The following is a 23,879-nucleotide window of genomic DNA, read 5'->3' on the forward strand; positions in this document are numbered from 1 at the left end:
TACTCCTAAAAGATATTTTTTGATCTTAAGATTATGTTAGAATATGGGGTATTTTCACCAGTTCTTATGACAAATTTAACTTCATCTAGTTTTTTCTTAAAATCTTCATGGCTTATATATTCGCTAGAGACACCCGCTAAAAGATTTTTGATAGCTGCTTCTTGGTCTGGGTTTTTTTCTTTTATTTCACTAGCTAGTATGTAATGCTCACAGCCAAAATCTTCTAACAAAACCTCTAGGACATCAATAAATTTTGGATCGCCTAGTTTTAGGGCAAGGTCAATTTTTTTATCGGAATCTATAGGCAGTCCACAATCACCAATAGCAATTAAGTCTGTATGGCCTAGGTCTGATAATCTTTTTGATATCTCGCTGTTTAATATTCCATGTTCTTTCATTAGTTTTCTCCCTTAAATTTTTCCACTTCTTCTAAAGACGGGATAGATATGCTCGCTCCTTTTTTCATAACAGATAGGGCTGAGGCCTTAGTTGCAAGCTCTAGGCATTTTTTAACCTCTGTATTTTTGTAAAACTCTGCTACAAAAAATCCTGTAAAAGTATCTCCTGCTCCTGTACTATCAACTGCTTCTACCTTGTAGGCTTCTTGGCTAATTTCATTATCCTTATCTACAAAAATTGACCCGCGACTACCTAGGGTTATTACTACCTTTAAATTTTCATAATTTTCCCTAAAATAAACAATGATTTTTTCTATATCTTCACACTCAGATATAGCGCACGCTTCAGTTTCATTTACTAAAAGTAAATCTACCTTATTAAAGTCAAAGTCTTTTACCTTATCTGTAATAGGTGATGGGTTTAGGACTATTTTCATTCCCTTTTGGTGAGCCTTATCTATTATGTAAGCCATATTGTTTATTTCATTTTGTAAGACTAGGATATCATCCTTATCAAAATCTGCTAAAACTTCATCTATAAAGTCCTTGTCATTATCAAAATTGGCACCCTTATATAAAATTATGGAGTTTTCGCCCTTATCATCTACTTGAATAATGGCATTACCTGTAGAAGCCTCTGATTGTCTTATGTAGCTTGTATCTATGCCTTCGCCAGATAAATATTCTTTTAAAAAAGATCCATCCATACCAATGCTTCCTGCATGGTAGACTTTATCAAAAGTTTTTGCAAGGGCTATTGATTGATTAAGTCCCTTGCCCCCTGCTCTTTTCTCGATACTTTGGGCACTAATAGTTTCTCCAGGTCTTACTATATGATTTACTCTAAAGAAAATATCTATATTTAAAGAGCCAAAATTAATTATTTTCATTTTTAAAACCTACACTTTCTCCTTCTACTATCTTTGGTTTCACCAGTATTTTTTCTTGGACGATGCCCTTCTTTATAAAAGCATCAGCCATTTTTATAGCTGCTGCTGCTATTTCTTTTAGGTTTTGATCCACTGATGTAAGCCTTGGTGGGATTATCTTATTTAAAAATAAATTATCATAGCTTATTAGAGAAATATCATAAGGGATTCTTATATTATTTTCAGCAAAATAATTTATAAGCCCATAAGAAGACATATCAGCAAAGGAAAAGATTGCATCTACATTTCTTTGCTTAAAAAATTTACCAGCCTTATAGCCTTCTTCGTAAGTATAGTCTCCGTGGATAATATTTTTTTGATCTATGTATATGTCATAATTCATGGCAGCTTTTATAGCTCCAGAAAGCCTTCTAGAAGAATTTGCAGTTGACCTTGGGCCTATTAGAAGGCCTATATCTCTAAAACCTCGTTTGATTAAATATTCCATGGCCATATAGCCACCCATTTCGTTGTTGCCAGTAACTATTTGGCTATCTCTGCCATTAAAGTCAACTTCATCCAAAAAGATTATATTATGTTTTTTTATTAAATCCTCATCTAGGCCCTTTACATTTCTATCAACAACTAGGGTTGCTGCAAAAAAATTGCTGACAATAAGACTTTCAAACTCTTGCCTTTTTATTTTTTTGTTGTTTGTATTGTGGATATATAAGAAATACGAATATTCTTGAGCAAAACCAGTTAGCTCTTTAACGAGTTGTGAAAAAAATGGATTATTTATATCTGGCACTATGGCCATAATTATATTACTTTTTTTGCTGGCCAAGGCTTTTGCATAACTATTTGGATTGTAACTTAGCTTTTTTGCAGCATCCATTACTTTTTTTCTAGTGGCATCTGATATTTTATTTTCAGTATTATTCAAAACCATAGAAACAGTTGTGATAGAAACACCTGCTAGCTTTGCTACATCTTTTATATTAGCCATACTATCCTCGTTAAAACGTTTTAATCGCATTTATAATAACATCCTAGACAATTATTGTCAATCTATTTTATAAAATAAACAAAAAAAAGTCCCTAAGCTTTACTTAGAGACTTTTTCGTTATTATAGATTAAATCTTCAAAAATTTTTATAACTTGAGTAATTATTAAAAAAATACACATGGTATGAAAACCATATAAAAATGGCGAATTGGAGTAGGTTATAAGATTATCCTCCCTAATAGTTTCAGGTGGGTAATTGTAAAATATAGCTACTCCTATAATTATAATAAATCTTACTATGGCCATAGCTTGACCTTTAGTTAGTTTTATGCCCCTAATATCTATATTGTCATCTTTCATCTTATCTCCTTAAAATAATAACCCCAAAATTTTTAAAATTTTGGGGTAAATTTACTAGGCTGTTGGTTGAGCCTTATCCTTATGCAAGAATGATAGTTTTGTTTCTGATATCATTATTGCAGCGAACATAAGCACGAATCCTACAACTGACATTGCTGTTAAACTTTCAATTCCTAGCATAACTGGGATTAGAATACCAAATACTGATTCAAATCCAAGAATAATTGCTGCTGATGATTCGTCGGTATATTTTTGTCCTATATTTTGTAATAGTAATGCTACTGTTGTACAGAATATAGCTAAGTATAGTAATTCAAGGATTGGTCTTGATGAATTAACTACCATGTTTGAGTTATCTTCAAATATTAATGTAACGATAGCAGAAAGAATTGCTGCTGATGTAAATTGGAAGATAGTCATTAAAATTGGGTCTTTACCTTTAGTAAATTGGTTTACTGCAACTATGTGTGCTGCAAATAAGAAACCACTTAGTAAAGCAAGACCATCACCTAGCCTCATTTCTCTACTAGCATTAAAGATTGAAGTTCCTTTTTCAACACCAGATTTTGAGATAAGATAAATACCTATAATTGCGATAATTGCTGCCCAAATATTGTATTTATCTGGTCTATGTTTGGTAACTGCCCATGATAAGAATGGTACTATTACACAATAGGATGCTGATAAGAAAGCACTTCTACCTGGATCTGCGTATGTAACACCTAAAGTTTGTGATGAGTAAGCTATAAATAAGAAAAATCCTACTATAAATCCAGATTTTAAATCATCTTTTGTAGCTTTTCTAACTTTTTTGTTAAAAATAATTGCTAGTATGATTGCTGATAAAGCAAATCTTACCATCAAAATAAAGTTTGGGTTAAAGGTATCTGCTGCACCCTTTACCACTGTTAAGGATGAACCCCAAAGGATTGCTGTGATTAGTAAGCCCAGTTTGGCCATCGTGCTACTATCACGTTTTTTCTTTTCTGTCATATTTCCTCCTTAGTGATATAGCTAAAATATATCACTTCTTTCGTTTTAGCTTTTCCTATTTATATATTTACCCTAAATTAGAATTAATATTAAATAAAAATAACAAATTATTATCTACTTTATTAATTTTTGCATCTATGTTATAAACTTCATCAAACATTTTTTTGGTAAATATCTTGTATTTATTGCCAATTGCATATATTTTTTTATCATTTATTAAAATAATATTGTCAGCATATTTTTCTATAAGTTCCATTTGGTGGAGGGTTATGAGGGTAGTTAGATTTAAATCATGGGTTAGTTTTTTTATTATAGCCAAAATTTCATATTGGTTGTGTAAATCTAAGGCACTTACTGGTTCATCTAATAATAAAATGTCTGGTTTACTTATAAGAGCTTGGGCAATGAGTACTTTTTGGACTTCTCCCCCGCTCATTTTATTTAATTTCTTATTTTCAAATTCTCTAAGTTCTAAAAGATCCATAATCTCATAAGTATCTTTTATATCTTCTTTGCTAACTTTAAAGTTAAGACTTTTTACCTTACCAAGGATAATAGTTTCAAAAACGGTAAAATTGACGTTTGTATTTATATTTTGGTTTAGGTAAGAAATTTTGCCGTCTGTTTTTATCTCTCCATCATAGTTAACTAAGCCATTAATAGCATTTAGGATAGATGATTTACCAGCTCCGTTTCTTCCCATAAGTACATGGAGTTTGCCAGGTTCTATATTAAAGCTCACATCATCAATAATTTTTTTATCATAATTTATAGTAAGGTTTTTAATATCAATCATCTTTGACTCCAAACAATATTATAAATATAAGTGGAAGGCCTATTAATGATGAAATAATACCTATAGGAACTACAACTCCAGGTTTTATGACTTTAGTAACCATAGATGATGCTACTAAAAGCATGCCACCTATAATAGCTGATAAAACTAAATAATATCTTTGGTCTTCACCAACCCAGCGTCTAGCAAAGTGTGGAGCAAGAATTCCTATAAAACCTATGATTCCTACATATGAAACAGAAATTGCAGCAAGGATTGAAACCAAGATAAAAGTTTTTACCTTTAGTTTCTTAGTATCAACTCCCATAGCCCTTGCCCTATCTTCTCCAAAACGCATGGCAGTAAGCTTCCAGGCATCTTTTAATGACATTATTAAGATAAATACAAAAAATGCTAAGATTAAAAGTATTTCTTTCATAGTTGTCTTTGTAACATTACCAAATAGCCAAAATACTATAGAAGCTAAGGCTTCGTCTGTAGCCAAATATTGTAAAAGTGAAGTTAGAGAGTCAAAGAAAAATTTTACAGCAATTCCTGCTAAAATCATATCCTCAGTATTCATAGCTTTCTTTTTTGATATGTAAAATACAAAAAACATGGATATTAAAGAAAATATAATAGACCCAAAGGCAACATAGGATAGGGATAAGCCTAAGATTAAAAATAGACTTGCCCCAAATCCTGCTGCTGAAGATATCCCTAGAGTAAAGGGATCTGCCAAGGGATTATTTAAAATAGTTTGCATAATAGCCCCACCTAGTCCTAAAGAAAGTCCCACAACTATAGCTGTAAGAACTTCTGGAAGGCGAATATCAAATAAAATTGTTCTTTGAATTTCATTTAAGTTTAAAATATCAGTTAGGACAATCTTACTATCACCAATAAATAGGTCTATTATACTTGCTATTAATAAAAGAATTATAGAAAAAACTATTTTCTTACTTCTCTTCATATTTATAGGACCACGTTCCTTCTAAGTCAATCGGCATAAATTTTTCGTAAAACTCTTTTAAATCTTTATCAGGGTCTAAATCACCATATATATCTGGATGTAGAGTTTTTGCTAGGTATTCATAAGCGTAAAAATCACTCATATCTCGTACTAGCTGCTGGCTAATTACATATACTTCATGATTTTTCATAGCATCTAAATCAGACCAACCTGGACGAGTTTTATATTTATCAATTTTTTCATGAACCCAATCAGCTGTTGTGTCATAACCCATTTTCATAGAGTGAGGTTTTTCTATCCATTGAGATCCTGTTAAGATAATTTTTTCTGGATTTTCTGATAATACAAATTCACTTGCAAGTGGGATAGCTTCATCAGCTCCTAATGCATCTGAACCTATATTGTGTCCTCCACAATCTTCTACAATTTTGCCCCACATCTTATTTGATCCGTAAGAGTTACCGTATTCTTTTTCACCTTCGTATCCATGTTCTACATATACTTTTGGTTTTTTGCTTTCATCAAATTTTCTTTCGATAATCGGACTTACCTTTGAGGTATAAAAATCAATTAATTCATCAAGATTCTTATCTAAACCTGTTACATCTGCTATAAGTTTTGTAGAAGCTATATGTTTGTCAAATTCTTGTGAATGATAGTCGACATAAAAAACTGGGATATCAATTTTCTCTTGGATAGCTTCTATTTGTGTTTTAAAACCGATTGGCGCAATTATTCCATCCGCATCTGTATTTAGGATAGCTTCATATGAAAAATCGTTATCCATAAAGTTTGCAATGCGTGGGACCTCTTCTATTTCAGGCATTACTTTTTCTAAACGTGTATAAAAATCGTTGCGATCTAGTTTTACACTATCATCCATAGCTGCGATTTTTGATAAGAAATTATCTTTATCTAAGTACATCATTGTCATAAATGGCCCACCTGAGCTGGATCCTTGGATAATTACCTTATCTAATGGTTTTTCTAAAGTAATTTCATTACCCGACAAATCGGTAATAGTTTTTGGATAACCTTCTTTTTGTGAGGTAGATTCTTCTTTTTCTTCTTTCTCTGCTTCTTTTAAGTCACTTTTAGTCTCTGCCTGCTCTTCTGTTACAGTTGATTCTTCTGGCTTAACTTCTTGGTTACTTGAACAACCCGCTAAGATTAAAGCTAAAGATAAGAGTAAAGTTTTGAAATATTTCATATCTCTTCCTTTTCTTTATCATATAATATTTTTAATAAATCAAAAGCAGTTTTTATACCTATACCTTTACTTTGAGCAAGTTCTTTGGCTGATTCAAATTCTGGATAGACATAGTTTTCACCTTTATGATTTACAATTTTATAATTGTACTTTCCACCCTCATAAGTAAGTACTTCTTTTTTGCGATCTAGTATATCTCTTGTAATAGGAATTTTTCTAATACCAATACTCGTCGTATGTTTAAAGATAATATCTTCTATAAGTTTTTCATTTTCTACATCGCAAATGACTGATAGCTTATAGGCCGGTCTATTTTTTTTCATATAAATTGGTGTATAAAATACATCAAGGGCATATTTCATACATTCATCTACTATAAAGCCTAAAACTTCGCCTGTGCTATCATCTATATTAGTTTCTAATATTTCTAATGTTTTTTTTTACTAGTTTCTATTTCCATTACTCGTAAAATATTAGTATATTTGGCAAAATCTTTATTACCAGCTCCAAGGCCAATATTTTTTACCTTGAAACTATCAACTTTTTCGCCTTTATCATAATATCTAACTATAGCTGCTCCTGTTGGAGTCACATGTTCGCCTTCTTCATCTAATAACTTTAAAGTTACATCTGACCCAGCTAGGATATTTACTACTGCTGGTACTGGAATAGGCATTTGCCCATGGGATGAATATTGGTAGCCATAGCCTTCGCTTAGGTCTGAAAAATAAATATTTTCAGCTCCCAAATCATCTATTAAAACAGCTGTGCCTATAATATCAATTATAGAATCTACTGCTCCAACTTCGTGAAAGTGGACTGCTGATTTTTCTATGCCGTGAGCTTTTGCTTCTGCATCAGCAATTATATCAAAAATACCTAGGGCATCTTTTTTTGCCTTTTCAGATATATCTGCCTTATTAATTAATTCAGTAATTTCTTTTAAATGCCTATGGCCATGATGATCTACTCCATGAGAGTGAGTATAAGTATTACCATTTTCATCCACGTGTTCATGGGTATGATCGTGGCTGTGCTCATGATCATGGCTATCATTTTCTGTTTTTTCACCTTCATGTCCATGATCGTGGTGGTGGCCCTCATTTGTTAAAATTACATCGAAGTTATTAGCATCTATATTATTTTTGATTTTTCTATCAAAAACTAATTCATAACCATCGATTCCTAAAGACTCGATAGCTTTTTCTAATTTTTCCTTGCTAGCTCCTAAGTCAAGTAGGGCTGCGATTGTCATATCTCCTGCTATACCGGAATTCATTTCAAAGTATAAATCCATTTACTTCTCCTCAATTAGTTTATTAATCTGACAAGCATTGTAGGCTGCACTATATCCATTATCAATATTTACTACATTTACCCCTTCAGCACAGGTATTTAACATAGTAAGTAGGGCTGAAAGACCATTAAAATTTGCTCCATAACCAATAGATGTTGGTACAGCCATAATTGGTTTATTTACTAATCCCCCTATTACAGTTGGTAGGGCCCCCTCCATACCAGCAATGGCAATTATTACATTTGCCTTTGCTATTTCATCTATTTTTGAAGTTAATCTATGAAGGCCAGATACTCCTACATCGTAGAACTTAGTAACATTTGCCCCAAAAAATTCAGCAGTTATCCTTGCTTCTTCAGCTACTTTTAAGTCTGCTGTTCCACCAGTACAAATGGCAATATTACCAATTTTTGGAGTTTGTTCATAAACTAGGGAAATTATCCTAGCTGTTGGATCATATGTTGCTTCTGGTACTAGTTCTAAGACTCTTTCATATTGGTTAGGAGTAGCCCTTGTTCCAATTACGGATTCTTTACGCTCACTAAAAGACTTATAAATTTGTGCAAGGGCAAAGTCTTCTTTGCCCTCACAAAATATTGTTTCGCCGAAACCACGGCGTTCTTTTCTTTGAAAATCTAATTTTGCAAAGTCTAGGTCCTTATAGTTAAAATCTTTTAGGTAGTCTAGACCTTCGTTTATAGATATTTCATTATTTTTTATTTTTTCTAAAAATTCTTTATTGTTCATTAGCTAACCATGGATTTACTTCTGTTTTTAAATTTTCATCTACAACTTCATCCATAGAACCTGATCTGTATCCCTCTAGGTCGATATTTACGTATTTAAATCCTAAATCTTTGAATTTTTTTACAATTTCATCAGCGTGTTCAAATACTTGGCCTAATTTTTCTTTTTCTACTTCAATTCTTGTGTTATCTCCGTAAATTCTTACTCTATTTACGGCAAAACCTAGGCTTTCTAAGTAATTTTCAGCTTCTTCAATCATTGGGAACATATCAATGTCGATTCTTGTATTGTATGGGAATCTTGTTGCCATACATGGTTTTGATGGTTTTTTGTGAGTTTCTATGCCTAACTCTTTTGAATAAGCACGTACTTCTGCTTTGCTAAGTCCTGCTTCATAAAGTGGTGATCTAGCTCCTAAATCTTTTAGCGCTTTAATACCTGGTCTAAATACTTGGTAGTCGTCTAAGTTTGTTCCATCAACTACGTATCCATAGCCAAGTTCATCTTTTAGGTTAAAGCAGTTTTCAAAAAGTCCACCTTTACAGTGGTAGCATCTGTAGTTTACATTGTTAAGTAGTTTTTCATTATCCATAATACTTACATTTGCTACTGTAAGTTCTACATCCATTTCTTCAGCTAGTCTTACACACTCATCTAATTCATCTTTAGGAGAAAACTCTGTTACAAATGTCATAGCAACTACGTCATCACGATTTTCTCTTAATTCAGATGCAAGTTTTAAAATAAGTGTACTATCTACACCACCTGAAAATGCTAAAACAAATTTTTCTTTTAGCAATTCTTTTATTATACTATCAAGCTTTTCTTTTTTTTCAGCACTAATGCTTGTTACTGTACTTTCCATAAAAAATCCTTTCTATAAGCAAGCTACAAATATAAGTATAATTGTAGCATTATTGACATTCTACAATATTATTTTATCATAGTTTGAATAAAAAACCTAACTAGTAAATTTTTTTCAAAAGAAAGTTTTTAATAAGAAAATAGGCTGATTCTACAAATCTAAGTGTAAAAATCAGCCTATTAATGTGAATCATATATGGATAAAAATAATTAATTTTTATCTATTTATTCTTAGGGCACGGAACCCTTCTTTTAAAGCTATTTAAATAACTTTTAGTTATTTAAAGCTCTGTCTACGTTTCTAATGAAGTCTTGGGTATTTGTTACCATAGTAACAGCTGTTACAGTACCCCTATCAGAAAGTTTATTTACAGCAAATTCTTGGATATCTACTGTGTACATGTAAACTGGTCTGATTTCACCATCAAATTCGTTGTATGATGGAGTCATGTTTCCTGTTGCAATTGTAAATAGGATTGCTGAAAGCATGATGATTGTAGATGTTTTTCTTGAGTGAGCTCTCATAGCATCTTGTGCTTCATAAACATTGTTGATAGTTTCTGGTAGACCAAATCTATCACGAATAGTACCAGCAATTACAAAGTCAACATCATTTTCAACGCAAGCTTTGATAAATCCATCTTTAACTTGTCCTGATTCTACTAATGCTTTTGTTGAGCCATATTTACGAGCTAAGTTGATTGTTTCAAAAAGATTTCTTGTTGAGTTTTGTTCTTTTTCAAAGTGTTCTTGTCCCCAAGATGTACCATATAGACCACGTTCAAGGTCAAATGCTGCTGTTTCTGTACCACAGAAGATTGCATTGATAAATCCATTTTCAATTAATCTTTGTAAAGCAAGTCTAGCATCTCTATCAAGGGCAATAGCAGAACCTACTACCATTGTTACATAACCATTGTTTTCTTTTTCATGTTTTAATACTTCGTATAGGTTATCATAGTCCATTGAGAAAGCTGTTTCTCTTGAACGTCCTGAACGGAAAGCAAATGTATCTTTTTCGCTACCTTCTTCAAGGAAACCTTGTGTCCATACGTAGATACCTTCTGAAGCATCTTCTGTACGTCCGATAGCTACTTTATCGCCTACTTTTAGGTTTCTAAATTCAACGATATCAACACTTTCTTCACCTGGAGTATCATTTACTACACAAACAGTATCCATTCTAGATTCTGTTGCAAGTACCCATTTGTCATTAACTTTAAAGTATTCTGGGAATACAGAAAGTGCGTGGTAGTGGCGTGGGCTGATACCTTCTTCTGTTACTTCTTCAAGTTTAACATTTGGGGCATTTTTCAAGAAATCTTGATCAAAATCAGGGTGATGATATTTTGGCATTTCAAATTTCATCTTATAATTCCTCCTTGCTTTGTTCTTTGTGGCCTGTTATTTGTACGTGTTCAGTTTCTGGTATTTCCATATCTTCAGAAAGTACTCCTTGAGCTGGAGAAACTAATGCTTTTTCACAGTTAACTACAAAGTCTTGTACGTTTGTTACCATTGGTACAAACCCCATGTATTCTCTAGCTGCACCTACTTTGTGTACTACGTTTTCTGTAACGTCTATTGAGTATAAGTATACTGGTGAAACTGTTCCGTCTGCTCTTTTTTTGTAACTTGAAGCTAAGTTTGCAACTGATACACTGTGAAGCATTGTAGCAATACAGATAACTAATGTTGCTTTGTCAAGTTCTTTTTTAGTAGCGTTTAAAGCATCATCTGTATCTCCGTGTACTTCTGGAAGTGGACCGTCATCTCTGATTGATCCTGATAGTACAAATGGGATATCCATATCAGAAAGTGTTTTGATGATACCATCTTTTACGTTACCACCTGCGATAAATTCTTTTATAGAACCTGCATCTCTTACTTCATTTAGTAAGTCTAAGTGGTTGTAGTGACCCATTGGTTGGTTTACTTGTGTGTAGATATTTTGTCCTAGAGCTGTTTGTAGGAATCCACCTTCAAGGTCGTGAGTACACATAGCGTTTCCTGCAAGTAAGCAGTTGATGTATCCATTTTCTGCAAGTTTATTTAAAGCATTTCTTGTATCATAGTCAAATACAACACTTGGTCCTAGAACCCAAACTATGTATCCATCTTCGCTGTCACGTTCATGTTCCATTAAATCAAATAATTTGTCATAATCGGTTGAGAAAGATGTTTCTACTGATTTTCCTGGTCTTGAGTAAACTTCTTCTGGGAAACCTTCAGCATTAACAACAATTCCGCTTTCTGCTTCATCATCGCCTCTAAGTACAACTTCTTCGCCTGCTTTTAAATCTCTAATTTCTTTGATAACTACATCACTACCTTCAACAACTGCTACACAGTTAATTGATGTGTGTTCTGGTAATACCCATTCGCCATCTACTTTGTAGTAAGTTGGCATGTAAGTTGTTAGATAAAATTCATCTGGTGCTACACCATCTTTTTCAACTTTACCTAGTTTTACATCCTGAGCATTTTGATACTTTTCATCTGAAAAGTTTGGACTAACATATTCTGGTACTTGAAAAGCCATTTTTACCTCCAATTTTTTTCTTTTGCTGTCAGATTTAGTTTTTCATCTTCAAATTTTAGGTTTATTTGCAATGGATTATCTGACTTCGTTGCTAAAATTTCTTTACTTATCTCTAGATAAACTTCTTGTTCGATAAATTTTTTGATATCTCTAATATCCATATCCATTTTTATAGTATAAGCGGTTAGATTTTTTATAAAATTATCATCATATACTAATTCGATACGGTTTTCTTTAAGATCATCTTCTAACTTATCTAAGTTGATAGTTATTAGTTTATCGATAGAATCTTTTTCTAGTTCGTTTAGATAAAAAACATAATCCACTACATTACTTATACCCGAGATATTGTTTTCTAAATTATTATCTTTAATATTTTCAGAAGTGGTCAGGAAAATCATAGTATTTTTTAAATCGATACTGCGTCCTTTATTATCCTTTAGCTTACCTTCACTTAGGATTTGTGAGATTAAACTTTGGATTTCAATATTAGCTTTTTCGATATTATTAAATACTACAACGCTATATGGTTTTGTTCTTATAGCCTCAGTAAGGACACCACCTACTTCATAGCCAACATATCCTGGAGGAGCTCCTATCAGTTTTGTTACAGATGATTTTTCGGTAAATTCACCCATATCAAATCTTAGTAAGCTAGTATCTCCATCAAATAAATATTTTGAAGTTAGCTCTGCTATATAACTTTTGCCTGCGCCAGTACCGCCAATTAGGAAACTTCCGATAGGTTTGCTCCTATTAAATAAACCACCTTCAGAAATTAAATAGGTATCTATGATTTTATCAATCATTTGATCATTACCTACAAACTCACTTTTCATCTTTTGCCTAATATCATCTAGGTTTTCGATTTTGTTTAGTTGTAGTTTTACCTTTGGCATGCCAGATAATTTAGAAATAATCTCTTTTATTTCAGAACTTGTTACGCTAGTTGATAGTGGATAGTAAGCTTCTTGACTATTTAACTTATCAAGTTTAGCTTCTACCAATTTCTTAGACTTCATCTTTTCGTCTAATTGGTTAATATCATGCTCATTTTGAGCTATTTCTATATCACTTAAAATGCCTTCAAGTTCTTTTTCGTATAGTAAAATTTGCTCTTGTCTTTCTTTTTCTTTGTTATATAACTGGGTCTTTTCTTCTAGAGTCTTTTTTAAATCCTCTATTTCATTCTCTTTATCTAGGATCCTATCTTTTGATATATTATCTGTCTGGTCGTCTAGGGCAATTTTTTCCATCTCAAGCTGGATTAATGCGCGGTTTAAGTTGTCTATTTCGACTGGTTTCTGATCTTTGGTCATTCGCGTTAATGCAGCTGCTTCATCGATTACATCTATGGCAACATCAGGTAATTTTCTGTAAGATAAAAATCTTTTTGAAAGTTTTACTGCATCTACAAGAGCAGTATCTGATATTTTTACCATATGGTGTTTTTCATATTTTGCCTTTATACCTCTAAGGATAGCAATAGATGTCTCAACGCTTGGTTCTGCTACCATAATTTTTTGAAATCTTCTATCTAGGGCCCCATCTTGTTCAATATACTTTTTGTATTCCTCAGTTGTGGTTGCACCTATTATAAAAATTTCACCGCGGGCAAGCATTGGTTTTAAAATATTTGCTGTATCCATAGTTCCAGATGTATTTCCTGCACCGATGATATTGTGAATCTCATCGATAAATAGGATTATTTTGCCATCTGAGTCTCTTACAGTTTCAAGGATTTTTTTAAGTCTATCCTCAAAATCTCCCCTAAATTTTGTACCTGCAACTAACGATGTCATATCTAGGGAAAAAACTATCCTATTTTTTAAATTGTCAGGCACATCGCCTTTTACAATTCTTTGGACAATCCCTTCAACAATTGCTGTCTTACCAACTCCGGCTTCACCAATTAGGATAGGGTTATTTTTTATCCTACGAGATAAAACACGGATTGAACTACGAGTTTCCTCTTCTCTACCAATAACTGGATCAAGCTTACCCTCAATAGCTTCTTTGGTTAGATTTCGACCGTATTTTTCAAGGCTAGCTATAGTTTCTTTTGCAACTCCATTTAGGAATTGTTCATTAAATTTCCTAGATACAAATTGCATAAAGTCATCATAGTTAAGCTCATGTTGGTTTAAAATTTTTGAACTTGTAGTTTCTGTTTCCTTTAGTAAAGCTAGAAAAATATGGTCAAGGTTTACTTTTTCTTCAAATAAATTACGAGACAATTCTTCAGCTACTAGCAAAACTTTTTGGTAAGACCTACTTACATAAAGCTTTGTAACACCCTTAGCACTTCTTATCCTAGTTAAAGCATTTTCTACGTCATCTTTTAATTGTTGGAAATTAACTGAAGATTCTTTTAAAAACTCTTCTATTTGATTGTTAGGATTTTGCAAAATTGCATAAAGTAAATGTAAGTCTGTCACCTCAGAATTTGCATACCTAATTGCAATCTTATTTGCATGATTTATAACATCCACAGATGCTTGCGAAAACTTTTTAATATCCATTAAGTTAATTACCTCCAAATGCCATGAAAAACATCAATATTTTTTTGCGTTAAAATTTAATGTTAGATAAATATTTACCTATCTTATATAAATTTTTACCCAAAAATAGAAATATTCTCCAGGTATAGAAACATCTTGCCATGGCAGAAACCAAATCCTTAAGTGTTAAAACTGATATTCTAAATATTTACTAAGCTAGTAAGTACGTTATTAAGTTTATTTAGTATGTACTCTTATAACATTAACAACATATTTAGCTTATAGATTTTTAGGATATAAGTTCTAAACTTACTAATATTACCACTTCTTCTAACATTATGTTTGGCTTTTGCCTATATGTAGTATAACACAACCAAAAACGATTTCCAATATTTTTTGTTTATTTTATTATATAAGCTAAGTATTTAGTCTATTTTTTATCAAAATTAAAAATATAATATATTTCTAAATTAAAGATGCAAATAAAAAGCTTGAAACCTCTTTGGTTTCAAGCCTTAGTTTTTATTTATATTTTTATACTTTAAATAAGCATTTGCCGTCATAAGGATAGATACTATAAGTATAATCCACCAATATGAACGGGACTTTTGATATTGTAAGTATGTTAACAAGTAAAGTAAGGCTGCCGTGACAGCACTTGTTATAAACTCCATATACTCTAAGTTATTTTTATTCATATTAGATAACTTGATCGAGGGTTTTCCAAGAAAGTAGGGCGCATTTTACTCTTTGGGGCATATTTTGAGTATTCATAAAAGCCACTGCATCTCCTAATTTCTCTAGTTCTTCATCACTTACTTCTTCTCTTTTAATCATTCTTATATAGATATCAGCCATTTCTTTGGCTTCTTCTTTGCTTTTACCAATGATTGTATCACACATTACACTTGTAGCTGCTTGGCTGATAGCGCATCCATCACCTGTAAAGGCTGCATCTACAATTTTATCTCCATCTGTTTTTAGTTCTAAAACTATTTCATCTCCACATGATGGGTTGTGGCCTGGTTCTTTGATGTTAGCATCTGCTAATTCGTGCTTATTGGCTTGGTTTCTAGAATGATCTAGGATTATTTGACTATAAATTTCTTCCATATTCATATTATAAACCCATTACCTTTCTAACATTTAAAAGTTCTTTTGCAAATATTTCTGCTTCTTCTTTGGTGTTATAAAAAGCAAAGCTTGCACGCGCTGTAGCACTTACTCCCAAATATTTGTGAAGTGGCATAGCACAGTGGTGGCCGCTTCTTACTGCAACTCCTTTACTATCAAGGATAGATGCAATATCGTGTGGGTGGATATCTTCAAAGGTAAATGATAAAACAGCTCCAGTTTTTGCATTTTCTGGATAGAAGATTTTGATATTTGGAATATCTTTTATTAAACCGTAGGCATAGCGAGTTAATTCTGATTCGTAGTTGTAGATTTCTTCAACCCCAATATTTTCCATATATTTTATCGCTTCTGCAAGTCCTACTGCTCCACCTACATCTTGGGTTCCTGCTTCAAACTTATAAGGAAGCTCTGCAAAGGTCGCTTCTTGTTCGTAAACATATTCTATCATGTCCCCACCAGTATTAAATGGAACCATGTCTTCTAGTATTTCCTTTTTACCATATAAAACTCCAGTACCCATTGGTGCAAGAAGTTTGTGGCCAGAAAATACTAAAAAATCACAATCAAGGTCAGCTACATCTGTTTTTAGATGAGGGATTAATTGGGCACCATCAACAATGGCAATCGCTCCAACTTCATGAGCCCATCCTGTAATTTTTTTGACATCGATGATTTCACTATTTACATTTGAAGCTCCAGTAAAGGAAACTATCTTTGTATTTTCGTTTATTTTTGATTTTAAATCATCATAGTCTAGGGAGTGGTCATCATTTAGGTAGGCATAAACTAGTTTTGCCCCAGTTTTTTTAGCTACTTGTTGCCAAGGAACTATGTTCGCATGGTGTTCTAGGATGGTGATTAAGATTTCATCGCCTTCTTCTAGATTATCCATGGCATAGGAATAAGCTATAAGGTTCATAGCTTCTGTGGCATTTCTTGTAAAGATTACTTCTTCACGATGAGCTGCCCCTATGTATTCTTTGATATAATCACGAGAATTTTCGTAAGCCTCGGTTGCCACATAACTTAAATAGTGGGCTCCCCTGTGAGGATTAGCATTTTGGTATTTATAGTATTTATCAACAGCTTCAAGAACCTGTTTTGGTTTTTGACTTGTTGCTGCTGTGTCTAAATAAATGATCTCCTTACCTAGACTTTTGCTATCTAGGTAAGGAAAATCAGCTCTAATTTTTTGTATATCCATTTTAATTCCTTGTATTCATTTGACGAACTCTTTGTTTTAGTTCATCTCTTAAAGATTCATCTTCAATCTTATCAAGGGCTTTTGAGAATGTTGCTTCTAGCATCATTGATTCTGCTTGTTTTTTATCAAAACCACGGCTCATGATGTAAAATAACATGTCTTTATTTAATCTACCTACACTTGCTGCGTGGTTTCCTGCTACTTCTTTTTCTGCACAAAGAAGGATTGGAGCAGTTTTATTTTTTACATTGTCAGAAAACATCATTGAGTAGTCCCCAATTTTACCGTCTGCTTCAAAGCAACCGTGTTTTAGATCAACAACACCCTTCCAGTTTTTATGAGCATTATCTTTTAGTGCTCCATTAAACATGGCATCTGAATCAGTATCATTTCCGTAGTGGTCGTTGTTGGCAAGGATATCTAGGAACTGGTCTTTTTCTTTAAAGTAAATTCCATCTTCGATAACTTGAGCCCTATCTCCTTTTAAGATATTTTTTACATTTACTATTGAATAATCAGCTCCAATTTCAATGTATGAAATATCTAAGAGGGCATCTTCACCTAAAATTGTTGTTATAGCTTGTAAGTTGGTTGAGTTTTCACCAAAGTTTGTAACTACAACTAATTTTACTCTAGCATTCTTTTCTACATTTACCCTAATTTGTGAGTTTAAATATAAATTTTCCCCTTCACCTAGGGCTGATACTAAAAATGATGATTCAGAATTTTCGCGGGCATTGATATCAATACCTGCTACTAGGATATTATTTTCATCATCAAGTTTTAGCTCAATAGATTCAAAATCTTTCTTACCATCTACATCTCGGTAGATACTAAAGTTTCTAAATTCTTGGTTTTCATTTTTTGTTTCATCTGAAAGACCGTATTCGTAAGCCTTAAAAGTATCATCTAATTCTTTTATGGCTTGGCCTTCACTATCTTTAAAGTATGCTTGTTTTTCACTTAGGCTAACATTTGAATCAACGTAATTTAGCCCTTGGGAATTCCAAGTATACATTCTCATTTCATTTAGTCTACTCATTAACCGTTTGCTCCTTCTAGTTCCATATCTATTAGGTGGTTCATTTCAACTGCATATTCTAGTGGTAGCTCGCGGCTAACTGGTTCTGCAAATCCACGAACAATCATTGATTTTGCTTCATCTTCTGGAATACCACGGCTCATTAGATAAAATATTTGTGATTGGTTTAATGATCCAATTTTTGCTTCGTGACCACAGTCTACATCATCGTTTCTAATGTCTAATACTGGAATTGTATCTGATTGAGCATTATCACCTAGCATTAAGTTTTCACAGTCTACTGTTGAACGGCTGCCTTTGGCATTTTTCTTCATTTGAACTAGAGATCTAGTCATTGATTTACCAGTACCAGCTGTAATTGATTTTGTAAGGGCTGTTGAATATGTGTTTGGAGCAAGGTGAATCATTGAGCATCCATTGTCAATGTATTGGCCATCAGATGCAAAAGTAATTCCTGTGTATTCTGCGCTTGCACCTTCTCCAGCTAAAACTGATGTTGGGTAAAGCATAGAAACTTTTGATCCAAAGGAACCTGATACCCAAATTACTTTTCCGCCTTCATCAACGATAGCACGTTTGGTATTTAGGTTATACATATTTCTTGACCAGTTTTCTATGGTAGAAAATCTTACTTCTGCATTTTTCCCAACAAAAATTTCTACTGATCCTGCGTGTAAGTTTACTACGTTATATCTAGGTGCAGAACATCCTTCGATAAAGTGAACTTTTGCATTATCTTCTGCAATTATCATTGTGTGTTCAAATTGTCCTGCTCCTGGAGCGTTTAATCTATAATATGATTGAAGTGGAATATCTACTTTTACCCCTTCTGGAACATAGATTAATGATCCACCTGACCATACTGCACCGTGTAGGGCTGCATATTTGTGAAGGGTTGGTGGGATTGCTCTTTGAAAATATTCTTTAACAAGGTCTTCATGTTCTTTTAGGGCTGTTGCAAAGTCCATAAAGATTACACCTTGGTCTTCCAAGTGTTTTTGGATAGAAAAATATACTTCCTCACTATCGTATTGGGCACCAACACCTGCTAGAGATTCTTGCTCAGCTTGTGGGATACCTAATCTATCAAAGGTTGCTTTGATTTCTTCAGGAAGGGCTTCCCAGTTTGATTTTTTATCTGTTTTTGGTTTTACATAAGCTGTAATATCATTTACATCTAGCTCTGATAAGTCTGGTCCCCAAGTTGGATTTTCTAGTTGATTAAAGATTTCTAATGATTTTAGCCTTCTAATTCTCATCCAATCTGGTTCGCCTTTTTCACGAGAAATCTCGTTTACTATATCAGCATTAATACCCTTTTCTGTTATCTTATCGTAGGTAAATTCATCTATAAAATCGTAAAACCCACGATCAAGTTCTTTTAATTTTTCTTCTATATTATTACTTGGCATAGTCTACACCCATTCGTATCCGCGTTCTACGATTTCATCCATTAGGCTTGCATCACCTTCGTGGGCAATTTTACCATCTTTTATGACATGAACGTAGTCAGCTTTTATATTTGCTAAAAGTTCTCTGTGGTGAGTGATGATAATTACTGCATTATCTTCTGATAAATAATCTTCAATTCCCTTACTTACTATTCTTACAGCATCAACGTCAAGACCTGAGTCTGTTTCATCTAGCATAGCAAGTTTTGGCTTAAGCATTTTCATTTGTAAAATCTCAGATTTTTTACGTTCACCACCTGAAAAACCAACATTTACATATCTACCAGCATATTCATCAGCTAAGTTTAAGCTATCCATTTCTTTGGATAATTTTTTAGAAAATGCTAGCATTTGTGGTTTTTCACCTGTAATTTGTTCTTCAGATATTCTTAGGAAATCATTTAATTTTACTCCCGGAATTTCATCAGGATGTTGGAAGCTCATAAAGATTCCACGGCGAGCTCTTTTATCTACAGATTCTTCTGTTATATCATCGCCTTCAAAATAAATTTTTCCTTCTGTTACTTCATAAACAGGATTTGCCATGATTGTATTCATAAGTGTTGATTTACCGGAACCATTTGATCCCATTACAACATGGACCTCACCCTTGTTTACTGTTAGATCTATACCTTTTAAAATCTCTGTATCTTCAACTGATACATGGAGATTTTCAATTTTTAATAACTCAGACATTTGTACCTCTTCTTTATAAATTTAGTAGTAAATTTCATTTAAAATATACTACTTTACTAGGAATTATCAATTATAATCCTTTACACATTGTACCTTTATTTAGATAATAAAAAAACGAGCCTAGGCTCGTGAATATTTTTATTAGTTATTTATTTGATTTTCTATAACATCAACTAAAGTTTTTACTGCTTCTTCCTCGTTATCTCCGCTAGCTCTTAAAGTTAACTCATCACCATTAGAAGCACTCATGCTAAGAACTGACATAATTGACTTGGCATTGTAGCTTCTTCCATTTCTTTCAACTGTAATATCACATGGAAATTTCACCGCTGCCCTTATAAAAATTGATGCAGGCCTAGCATGCAAGCCAATTTCATTAGTTAGTGTGACTTTTTGCTCGTACATAGTACCTCCTTTTTTAGGTTTTTTCTTATGTAATTATATTACAATATAATTTGTGAAAATGCAAACATTTTCCGAGCTATTTTAGCAAAGTAAAATAAAAATCCACCCATCAGGGTGGATCTTCTAGTAGATATTAGGCTCTTTTTAATAGTTCAACTAAGAATTTGTAATTTCTTTCTGTTGATTCTATATTTACTCTTTCACTTGGTGAGTGAGCGCCTTCTATAGTTGGACCAAATGAAATCATTTCTACTTCTGGTAGGACACCTTTAAATAGACCACATTCTAGACCACCGTGGGTTGTTTCCACTGTCATTTCTGATCCAGTTTGCTCTTTCCAAATATCATTGGCAATGTCTATTAATTTTGTTTCTTCTCTTTGCCATCCTGTGTAAGGATTGTTTACTTCGCAGTGAGCACCAAATTGTTCGGCAATTTTTTTAGAAATTGCTGCTCTATTAAATTTAGCAGAATCAATTTGTGATCTAATCATAGATACTATTCTCACTTCATTTTCGTCTTCTTCTAGTATACCTAGGTTTGAAGATGAAATAATTTCGCCCTCATGTTTTTTAATTAATCCATCAGGTAGGGTATAAAGGGTATTTATAATATTTTCTGAAAGTTCTTTTGTTAATACTTCCCCGTCAAAGCTTGCATCTTCAAGGATGATTTTTCCATTTGGATCTGTATCTTTTGATTCGTTTAAGACATCAGCAATTCTTTGTTCTAATTCTTTTTTAGCAGCTTCTTTATCAGCTACTGCAAAAGTAACTTGGGCTGTTGATGCGATAGCATTTCTTTTTACACCACCATTAATTGATGCAATTTGTACTCCATCAATACCAGCTAAAAGTCTACCAACAGTTTTTATAGTGTTTAAACGTCCCCTATCGATTTCCATACCAGAATGGCCACCTTCAAAACCTTTAAGATCAAGTTTTAAAAACTCGCCTTGGGCAGCTTCTTTTTCTTTTTTAAAGCTGATCTCTAAGTCACAACCACCAGCACAGCCGATTGTAAGTATACCATCCTCTTCTGTATCAATGTTGATTAAATAATCAGCTTTGATATCTGAAGTATCAAGCTTATTTGCACCAACCATTGAAGTTTCTTCACCAGTTGTAATGATTGCTTCAAGTGGGCCGTGAACTACATCTTCATCATCAAAGATTGCTAAAATGTAAGCAACTCCCATACCATCATCAGCACCTAAAGTTGTTCCATCAGCTGTTACCCAACCATCTTTAATTAATAATTTTATAGGGTCTTTGCTAAAGTCATGGTCAGAATCATCTTCTTTTACACAAACCATATCCATGTGACCTTGAAGAGCGATAGTTGGTTTATCTTCATAACCTTCTGTCGCATCTTTTTTAAAGACTACGTTTAAGGCATCATCTTGGCGCACTTCCAGGTTTCTTTCTTTGGCAAAATTTACCAAATAATCAGAAACGGCTTGCTCATCCCCAGAACCTCTTGGAATTTCACTTAGCTGGCTAAAAAATTTCCAAACAAGTTCAGGTTTTAAATCTTTAATTTCCATAATAAAAGCCTCCTTTTTTATTTATTATTTATTATACTCATTAATCAGCTTATTTTTAGCTTCTATACTTTCATTTATATGCTCATAATAGTCACGTAAATTACGGTCGTTTCTATACTTTTTACCATTCATAAGCTTACTATTAGCATTCATACCCAAGCCTATTACATTTTCAATCTCTTCATTAATAATTATATTATATCTTTGAGCAGTATTTCCACTTTGATAGCCAATATTTTCTAGGTTGCTGATAATATTTTTTTGGCGGTAGAGGTAATAGGGCTTGTAAGAATTTTTTTCTGTAAATTTTTTTATAGCTTCGCTTATAGCTAGGGCACCATCTATGGATCCCTTTTTATTTTTTTCCTTATACTTGCTGCCAGCTTTTGTTGCTAGAGCGTGAAAGGTTATATTACCCGGAGATAATTTTTCTAGAGTATCAAAGTTTTTTATAAAGTCTTTGCTAGTTTCTCCTACCAACCCTACTATAAAATCCATATTAATTATAAATCCTAAATCTTGAGCCAACTTATACATTTTTAGAAAATGGTCCATGTTTTGTAGTCTACCTACAGATTTTATTATTTTTTCATTAAAGGTTTGAGGGTTTAGTGATATCCTATCGACTCCATTTACCTTTAGGATTTCTAATTTTTCTTTATCGAGTGTATCTTCACGACCTGCCTCAAAGGTAAATTCTTTATAGGTAAATTTACTATTTATAGTAGATAAAAGTTTTTTTAAGTCCTCATGGCTAATATAAGAAGGAGTTCCTCCGCCTATATAAATAGTATCTAAATTTTGAGGTAGATTTATCTCGTTAATTTCTTTTATTAAATATGAAATATACTCGCTCTTATCGTGGTTGGGTCCTATTATGGTTGGATAGGAACAATATTCGCATCTAGTTGGACAAAAGGGGATATTGATATATAAATTAAAATTATCTTTATCAAATTCTAACTTATTTTGCTCGTTTTGAACATCTATTAACAAGTCCATTTTCTCATCAGAAACAAAATATTTTTCTTTTATCTGATTTGGACTTTGTTTTTGCAAAAGTTTGGATGGCTTAGACCCAGTAAGCATGCCCCAGGGAGATTTATAACCAGTTTCTCTTACTAGTATGTTATACAATGTAGCCTTAAGCTGATAATTATCCTCATAAAAATAAGTATGCCCACAAAATTTGATTTCACCATCTAAAATAATAAGATCACCATCATCGGCAAAAATTATTTCCTTATCATCATAAAATATATTTAAGATATCATATACAATTTTTCTTTTATTCTTATTGGTTAAGTAAATTTTCATGGGAAGATTATACCATTCATCCCCCGTATTGAACCACTTATCGCAAAACTATGGAAGCTTTCCAAACTTATATTTATAATATAAGCATAAGGAGGGCCAGAATATGGATGTAGAGATAAAAGTGGACAAAACCTTAAAGAAAAAAAGGTCTTAATCTTAGTCCCTGAAGTAGATAAAGAGGCGTTGAAATTAAAAGAAAAGATACAAAATTCTTCATTAAATGTCCTAACAGGTTTTTATAATGGCAAGTTAGAATTTATAGACCCGGATGACATAATTAGGGTTTATGCGAGTGATAAGAAAGTATTTACAGTAACTATGGATAAGAAATACTTATTAAGACTAGCCCTCTACCAAGTAGAAGATAGGCTTTCTTCCCAAAAGTTTATTCGTATATCAAATAGTGAAATAATCAATCTAGAAAAAACTAAAAGCTTTGATTTGGATTATATCAACACCATATCTTGTGAAATGGTGAATGGGGATGTCTGTTACGTATCTAGAAGAACACTTAAAAAAGTAAAGGAAATATTGGGCATATAA

24 protein-coding genes are annotated in these 23,879 nt (G+C 32.8%); 1 reads left to right on the forward strand and 23 read right to left on the reverse strand.

Annotated elements, in window-relative coordinates; translation table 11 throughout:
• Positions 1–5: 5 nt before the first annotated feature.
• The 23 genes from rbsD to hemZ form a co-directional block, all read right to left on the reverse strand.
• Positions 6–398 (reverse strand): D-ribose pyranase, encoded by a 393-nt coding sequence (gene rbsD / locus AB9Q04_RS02325; RefSeq protein WP_410023771.1) that lies wholly within the window; start codon positions 396–398, stop codon positions 6–8.
• Positions 398–1,288 (reverse strand): ribokinase, encoded by an 891-nt coding sequence (locus AB9Q04_RS02330; RefSeq protein ID WP_410023772.1) that lies wholly within the window; start codon positions 1,286–1,288, stop codon positions 398–400. Before AB9Q04_RS02330 ends, rbsD begins: the two co-directional genes overlap by 1 nt.
• Positions 1,275–2,276, reverse strand: coding sequence for a LacI family DNA-binding transcriptional regulator (locus AB9Q04_RS02335; RefSeq protein ID WP_410023773.1), 1,002 nt, complete (start codon positions 2,274–2,276; stop codon positions 1,275–1,277). Before AB9Q04_RS02335 ends, AB9Q04_RS02330 begins: the two co-directional genes overlap by 14 nt.
• A 99-nt stretch (positions 2,277–2,375) precedes the next feature.
• Positions 2,376–2,636 (reverse strand): hypothetical protein, encoded by a 261-nt coding sequence (locus tag AB9Q04_RS02340; RefSeq protein ID WP_410023774.1) that lies wholly within the window; start codon positions 2,634–2,636, stop codon positions 2,376–2,378.
• 54 nt (positions 2,637–2,690) lie between these two features.
• Positions 2,691–3,629, reverse strand: coding sequence for a DMT family transporter (locus AB9Q04_RS02345; RefSeq protein WP_410023775.1), 939 nt, complete (start codon positions 3,627–3,629; stop codon positions 2,691–2,693).
• A 67-nt stretch (positions 3,630–3,696) separates the two neighbouring features.
• The gene (locus tag AB9Q04_RS02350) at positions 3,697–4,425 is read right to left on the reverse strand and encodes an ABC transporter ATP-binding protein (protein ID WP_410023776.1); all 729 of its coding nucleotides are present in this window, start codon (positions 4,423–4,425) and stop codon (positions 3,697–3,699) included.
• Positions 4,418–5,377, reverse strand: coding sequence for a FecCD family ABC transporter permease (locus AB9Q04_RS02355; RefSeq protein WP_410023777.1), 960 nt, complete (start codon positions 5,375–5,377; stop codon positions 4,418–4,420). Before AB9Q04_RS02355 ends, AB9Q04_RS02350 begins: the two co-directional genes overlap by 8 nt.
• Entirely contained in the window at positions 5,364–6,587 is a 1,224-nt protein-coding gene (locus AB9Q04_RS02360; protein ID WP_410023778.1) for an ABC transporter substrate-binding protein, read from the reverse strand. The genes AB9Q04_RS02355 and AB9Q04_RS02360 overlap by 14 nt, the downstream gene beginning before the upstream one ends.
• Positions 6,584–7,012, reverse strand: a complete 429-nt coding sequence (larC2, locus tag AB9Q04_RS02365) for a nickel pincer cofactor biosynthesis protein LarC2 (RefSeq protein ID WP_410023920.1) — start codon at positions 7,010–7,012, stop codon at positions 6,584–6,586. Before larC2 ends, AB9Q04_RS02360 begins: the two co-directional genes overlap by 4 nt.
• Positions 7,013–7,014: 2 nt before the next feature.
• A complete protein-coding gene (gene larC, locus AB9Q04_RS02370) occupies positions 7,015–7,884 on the reverse strand; it encodes a nickel pincer cofactor biosynthesis protein LarC (protein ID WP_410023779.1) in 870 nt (289 codons plus the stop codon).
• Positions 7,885–8,631 (reverse strand): nickel pincer cofactor biosynthesis protein LarB, encoded by a 747-nt coding sequence (gene larB / locus AB9Q04_RS02375; protein ID WP_410023780.1) that lies wholly within the window; start codon positions 8,629–8,631, stop codon positions 7,885–7,887. It abuts the gene before it with no gap.
• Positions 8,621–9,496 carry an ATP-dependent sacrificial sulfur transferase LarE gene (gene larE, locus AB9Q04_RS02380; protein ID WP_410023781.1) on the reverse strand — a complete coding sequence of 292 codons (876 nt, stop codon included), beginning with the start codon at positions 9,494–9,496 and terminating at the stop codon, positions 8,621–8,623. Before larE ends, larB begins: the two co-directional genes overlap by 11 nt.
• Positions 9,497–9,768: 272 nt before the next feature.
• The gene (locus tag AB9Q04_RS02385; RefSeq protein WP_410023782.1) at positions 9,769–10,863 is read right to left on the reverse strand and encodes a putative NPN-dependent ornithine cyclodeaminase; all 1,095 of its coding nucleotides are present in this window, start codon (positions 10,861–10,863) and stop codon (positions 9,769–9,771) included.
• Position 10,864: 1 nt separating this feature from the next.
• Complete coding sequence (locus tag AB9Q04_RS02390; RefSeq protein ID WP_410023783.1) at positions 10,865–12,037, reverse strand: ornithine cyclodeaminase family domain; 1,173 nt, start codon at positions 12,035–12,037, stop codon at positions 10,865–10,867.
• Positions 12,038–12,039: 2 nt separating this feature from the next.
• Positions 12,040–14,559 carry an ATP-dependent Clp protease ATP-binding subunit gene (locus AB9Q04_RS02395; RefSeq protein ID WP_410023784.1) on the reverse strand — a complete coding sequence of 840 codons (2,520 nt, stop codon included), beginning with the start codon at positions 14,557–14,559 and terminating at the stop codon, positions 12,040–12,042.
• A gap of 678 nt (positions 14,560–15,237) precedes the next feature.
• Positions 15,238–15,657, reverse strand: a complete 420-nt coding sequence (sufU, locus tag AB9Q04_RS02400) for a Fe-S cluster assembly sulfur transfer protein SufU (RefSeq protein WP_410023785.1) — start codon at positions 15,655–15,657, stop codon at positions 15,238–15,240.
• Position 15,658: 1 nt separating this feature from the next.
• Complete coding sequence (locus AB9Q04_RS02405; RefSeq protein WP_410023786.1) at positions 15,659–16,879, reverse strand: aminotransferase class V-fold PLP-dependent enzyme; 1,221 nt, start codon at positions 16,877–16,879, stop codon at positions 15,659–15,661.
• A gap of 1 nt (position 16,880) precedes the next feature.
• Positions 16,881–17,921 carry a SufD family Fe-S cluster assembly protein gene (locus tag AB9Q04_RS02410; RefSeq protein ID WP_410023787.1) on the reverse strand — a complete coding sequence of 347 codons (1,041 nt, stop codon included), beginning with the start codon at positions 17,919–17,921 and terminating at the stop codon, positions 16,881–16,883.
• On the reverse strand, positions 17,921–19,333 hold the full coding sequence (gene sufB / locus AB9Q04_RS02415) for a Fe-S cluster assembly protein SufB (protein ID WP_410023788.1): 1,413 nt from the start codon (positions 19,331–19,333) through the stop codon (positions 17,921–17,923). Before sufB ends, AB9Q04_RS02410 begins: the two co-directional genes overlap by 1 nt.
• 3 nt (positions 19,334–19,336) lie before the next feature.
• Positions 19,337–20,068 carry a Fe-S cluster assembly ATPase SufC gene (gene sufC, locus AB9Q04_RS02420; RefSeq protein WP_410023789.1) on the reverse strand — a complete coding sequence of 244 codons (732 nt, stop codon included), beginning with the start codon at positions 20,066–20,068 and terminating at the stop codon, positions 19,337–19,339.
• 141 nt (positions 20,069–20,209) lie between these two features.
• Positions 20,210–20,473 (reverse strand): HPr family phosphocarrier protein, encoded by a 264-nt coding sequence (locus tag AB9Q04_RS02425; RefSeq protein WP_410023790.1) that lies wholly within the window; start codon positions 20,471–20,473, stop codon positions 20,210–20,212.
• 133 nt (positions 20,474–20,606) lie between these two features.
• Positions 20,607–22,019, reverse strand: a complete 1,413-nt coding sequence (gene pepD, locus AB9Q04_RS02430; protein ID WP_410023791.1) for a beta-Ala-His dipeptidase — start codon at positions 22,017–22,019, stop codon at positions 20,607–20,609.
• Between the two features lie 24 nt (positions 22,020–22,043).
• On the reverse strand, positions 22,044–23,336 hold the full coding sequence (gene hemZ / locus AB9Q04_RS02435; protein ID WP_410023792.1) for a coproporphyrinogen dehydrogenase HemZ: 1,293 nt from the start codon (positions 23,334–23,336) through the stop codon (positions 22,044–22,046).
• A gap of 183 nt (positions 23,337–23,519) precedes the next feature.
• On the opposite strand from hemZ, the gene AB9Q04_RS02440 reads away from it, so the two are divergent.
• Positions 23,520–23,879 (forward strand): LytTR family DNA-binding domain-containing protein, encoded by a 360-nt coding sequence (locus AB9Q04_RS02440; protein ID WP_410023793.1) that lies wholly within the window; start codon positions 23,520–23,522, stop codon positions 23,877–23,879.

Origin of the sequence: Anaerococcus groningensis (assembly GCF_046365465.1) — a bacterium.
GTDB lineage: Bacteria > Bacillota > Clostridia > Tissierellales > Peptoniphilaceae > Anaerococcus > Anaerococcus groningensis.

What these genes read in the sequence shown, in the direction of transcription:
- rbsD (WP_410023771.1), bottom strand. Translation starts at nt 398, where the DNA reads ATGAAAGAACATGGAATATTAAACAGCGAGATATCAAAAAGATTATCA.
- AB9Q04_RS02330 (WP_410023772.1), bottom strand. Translation starts at nt 1,288, where the DNA reads ATGAAAATAATTAATTTTGGCTCTTTAAATATAGATATTTTCTTTAGA.
- AB9Q04_RS02335 (WP_410023773.1), bottom strand. Translation starts at nt 2,276, where the DNA reads ATGGCTAATATAAAAGATGTAGCAAAGCTAGCAGGTGTTTCTATCACA.
- AB9Q04_RS02340 (WP_410023774.1), bottom strand. Translation starts at nt 2,636, where the DNA reads ATGAAAGATGACAATATAGATATTAGGGGCATAAAACTAACTAAAGGT.
- AB9Q04_RS02345 (WP_410023775.1), bottom strand. Translation starts at nt 3,629, where the DNA reads ATGACAGAAAAGAAAAAACGTGATAGTAGCACGATGGCCAAACTGGGC.
- AB9Q04_RS02350 (WP_410023776.1), bottom strand. Translation starts at nt 4,425, where the DNA reads ATGATTGATATTAAAAACCTTACTATAAATTATGATAAAAAAATTATT.
- AB9Q04_RS02355 (WP_410023777.1), bottom strand. Translation starts at nt 5,377, where the DNA reads ATGAAGAGAAGTAAGAAAATAGTTTTTTCTATAATTCTTTTATTAATA.
- AB9Q04_RS02360 (WP_410023778.1), bottom strand. Translation starts at nt 6,587, where the DNA reads ATGAAATATTTCAAAACTTTACTCTTATCTTTAGCTTTAATCTTAGCG.
- larC (WP_410023779.1), bottom strand. Translation starts at nt 7,884, where the DNA reads ATGGATTTATACTTTGAAATGAATTCCGGTATAGCAGGAGATATGACA.
- larB (WP_410023780.1), bottom strand. Translation starts at nt 8,631, where the DNA reads ATGAACAATAAAGAATTTTTAGAAAAAATAAAAAATAATGAAATATCT.
- larE (WP_410023781.1), bottom strand. Translation starts at nt 9,496, where the DNA reads ATGGAAAGTACAGTAACAAGCATTAGTGCTGAAAAAAAAGAAAAGCTT.
- AB9Q04_RS02385 (WP_410023782.1), bottom strand. Translation starts at nt 10,863, where the DNA reads ATGAAATTTGAAATGCCAAAATATCATCACCCTGATTTTGATCAAGAT.
- AB9Q04_RS02390 (WP_410023783.1), bottom strand. Translation starts at nt 12,037, where the DNA reads ATGGCTTTTCAAGTACCAGAATATGTTAGTCCAAACTTTTCAGATGAA.
- AB9Q04_RS02395 (WP_410023784.1), bottom strand. Translation starts at nt 14,559, where the DNA reads ATGGATATTAAAAAGTTTTCGCAAGCATCTGTGGATGTTATAAATCAT.
- sufU (WP_410023785.1), bottom strand. Translation starts at nt 15,657, where the DNA reads ATGAATATGGAAGAAATTTATAGTCAAATAATCCTAGATCATTCTAGA.
- AB9Q04_RS02405 (WP_410023786.1), bottom strand. Translation starts at nt 16,879, where the DNA reads ATGGATATACAAAAAATTAGAGCTGATTTTCCTTACCTAGATAGCAAA.
- AB9Q04_RS02410 (WP_410023787.1), bottom strand. Translation starts at nt 17,921, where the DNA reads ATGAGTAGACTAAATGAAATGAGAATGTATACTTGGAATTCCCAAGGG.
- sufB (WP_410023788.1), bottom strand. Translation starts at nt 19,333, where the DNA reads ATGCCAAGTAATAATATAGAAGAAAAATTAAAAGAACTTGATCGTGGG.
- sufC (WP_410023789.1), bottom strand. Translation starts at nt 20,068, where the DNA reads ATGTCTGAGTTATTAAAAATTGAAAATCTCCATGTATCAGTTGAAGAT.
- AB9Q04_RS02425 (WP_410023790.1), bottom strand. Translation starts at nt 20,473, where the DNA reads ATGTACGAGCAAAAAGTCACACTAACTAATGAAATTGGCTTGCATGCT.
- pepD (WP_410023791.1), bottom strand. Translation starts at nt 22,019, where the DNA reads ATGGAAATTAAAGATTTAAAACCTGAACTTGTTTGGAAATTTTTTAGC.
- hemZ (WP_410023792.1), bottom strand. Translation starts at nt 23,336, where the DNA reads ATGAAAATTTACTTAACCAATAAGAATAAAAGAAAAATTGTATATGAT.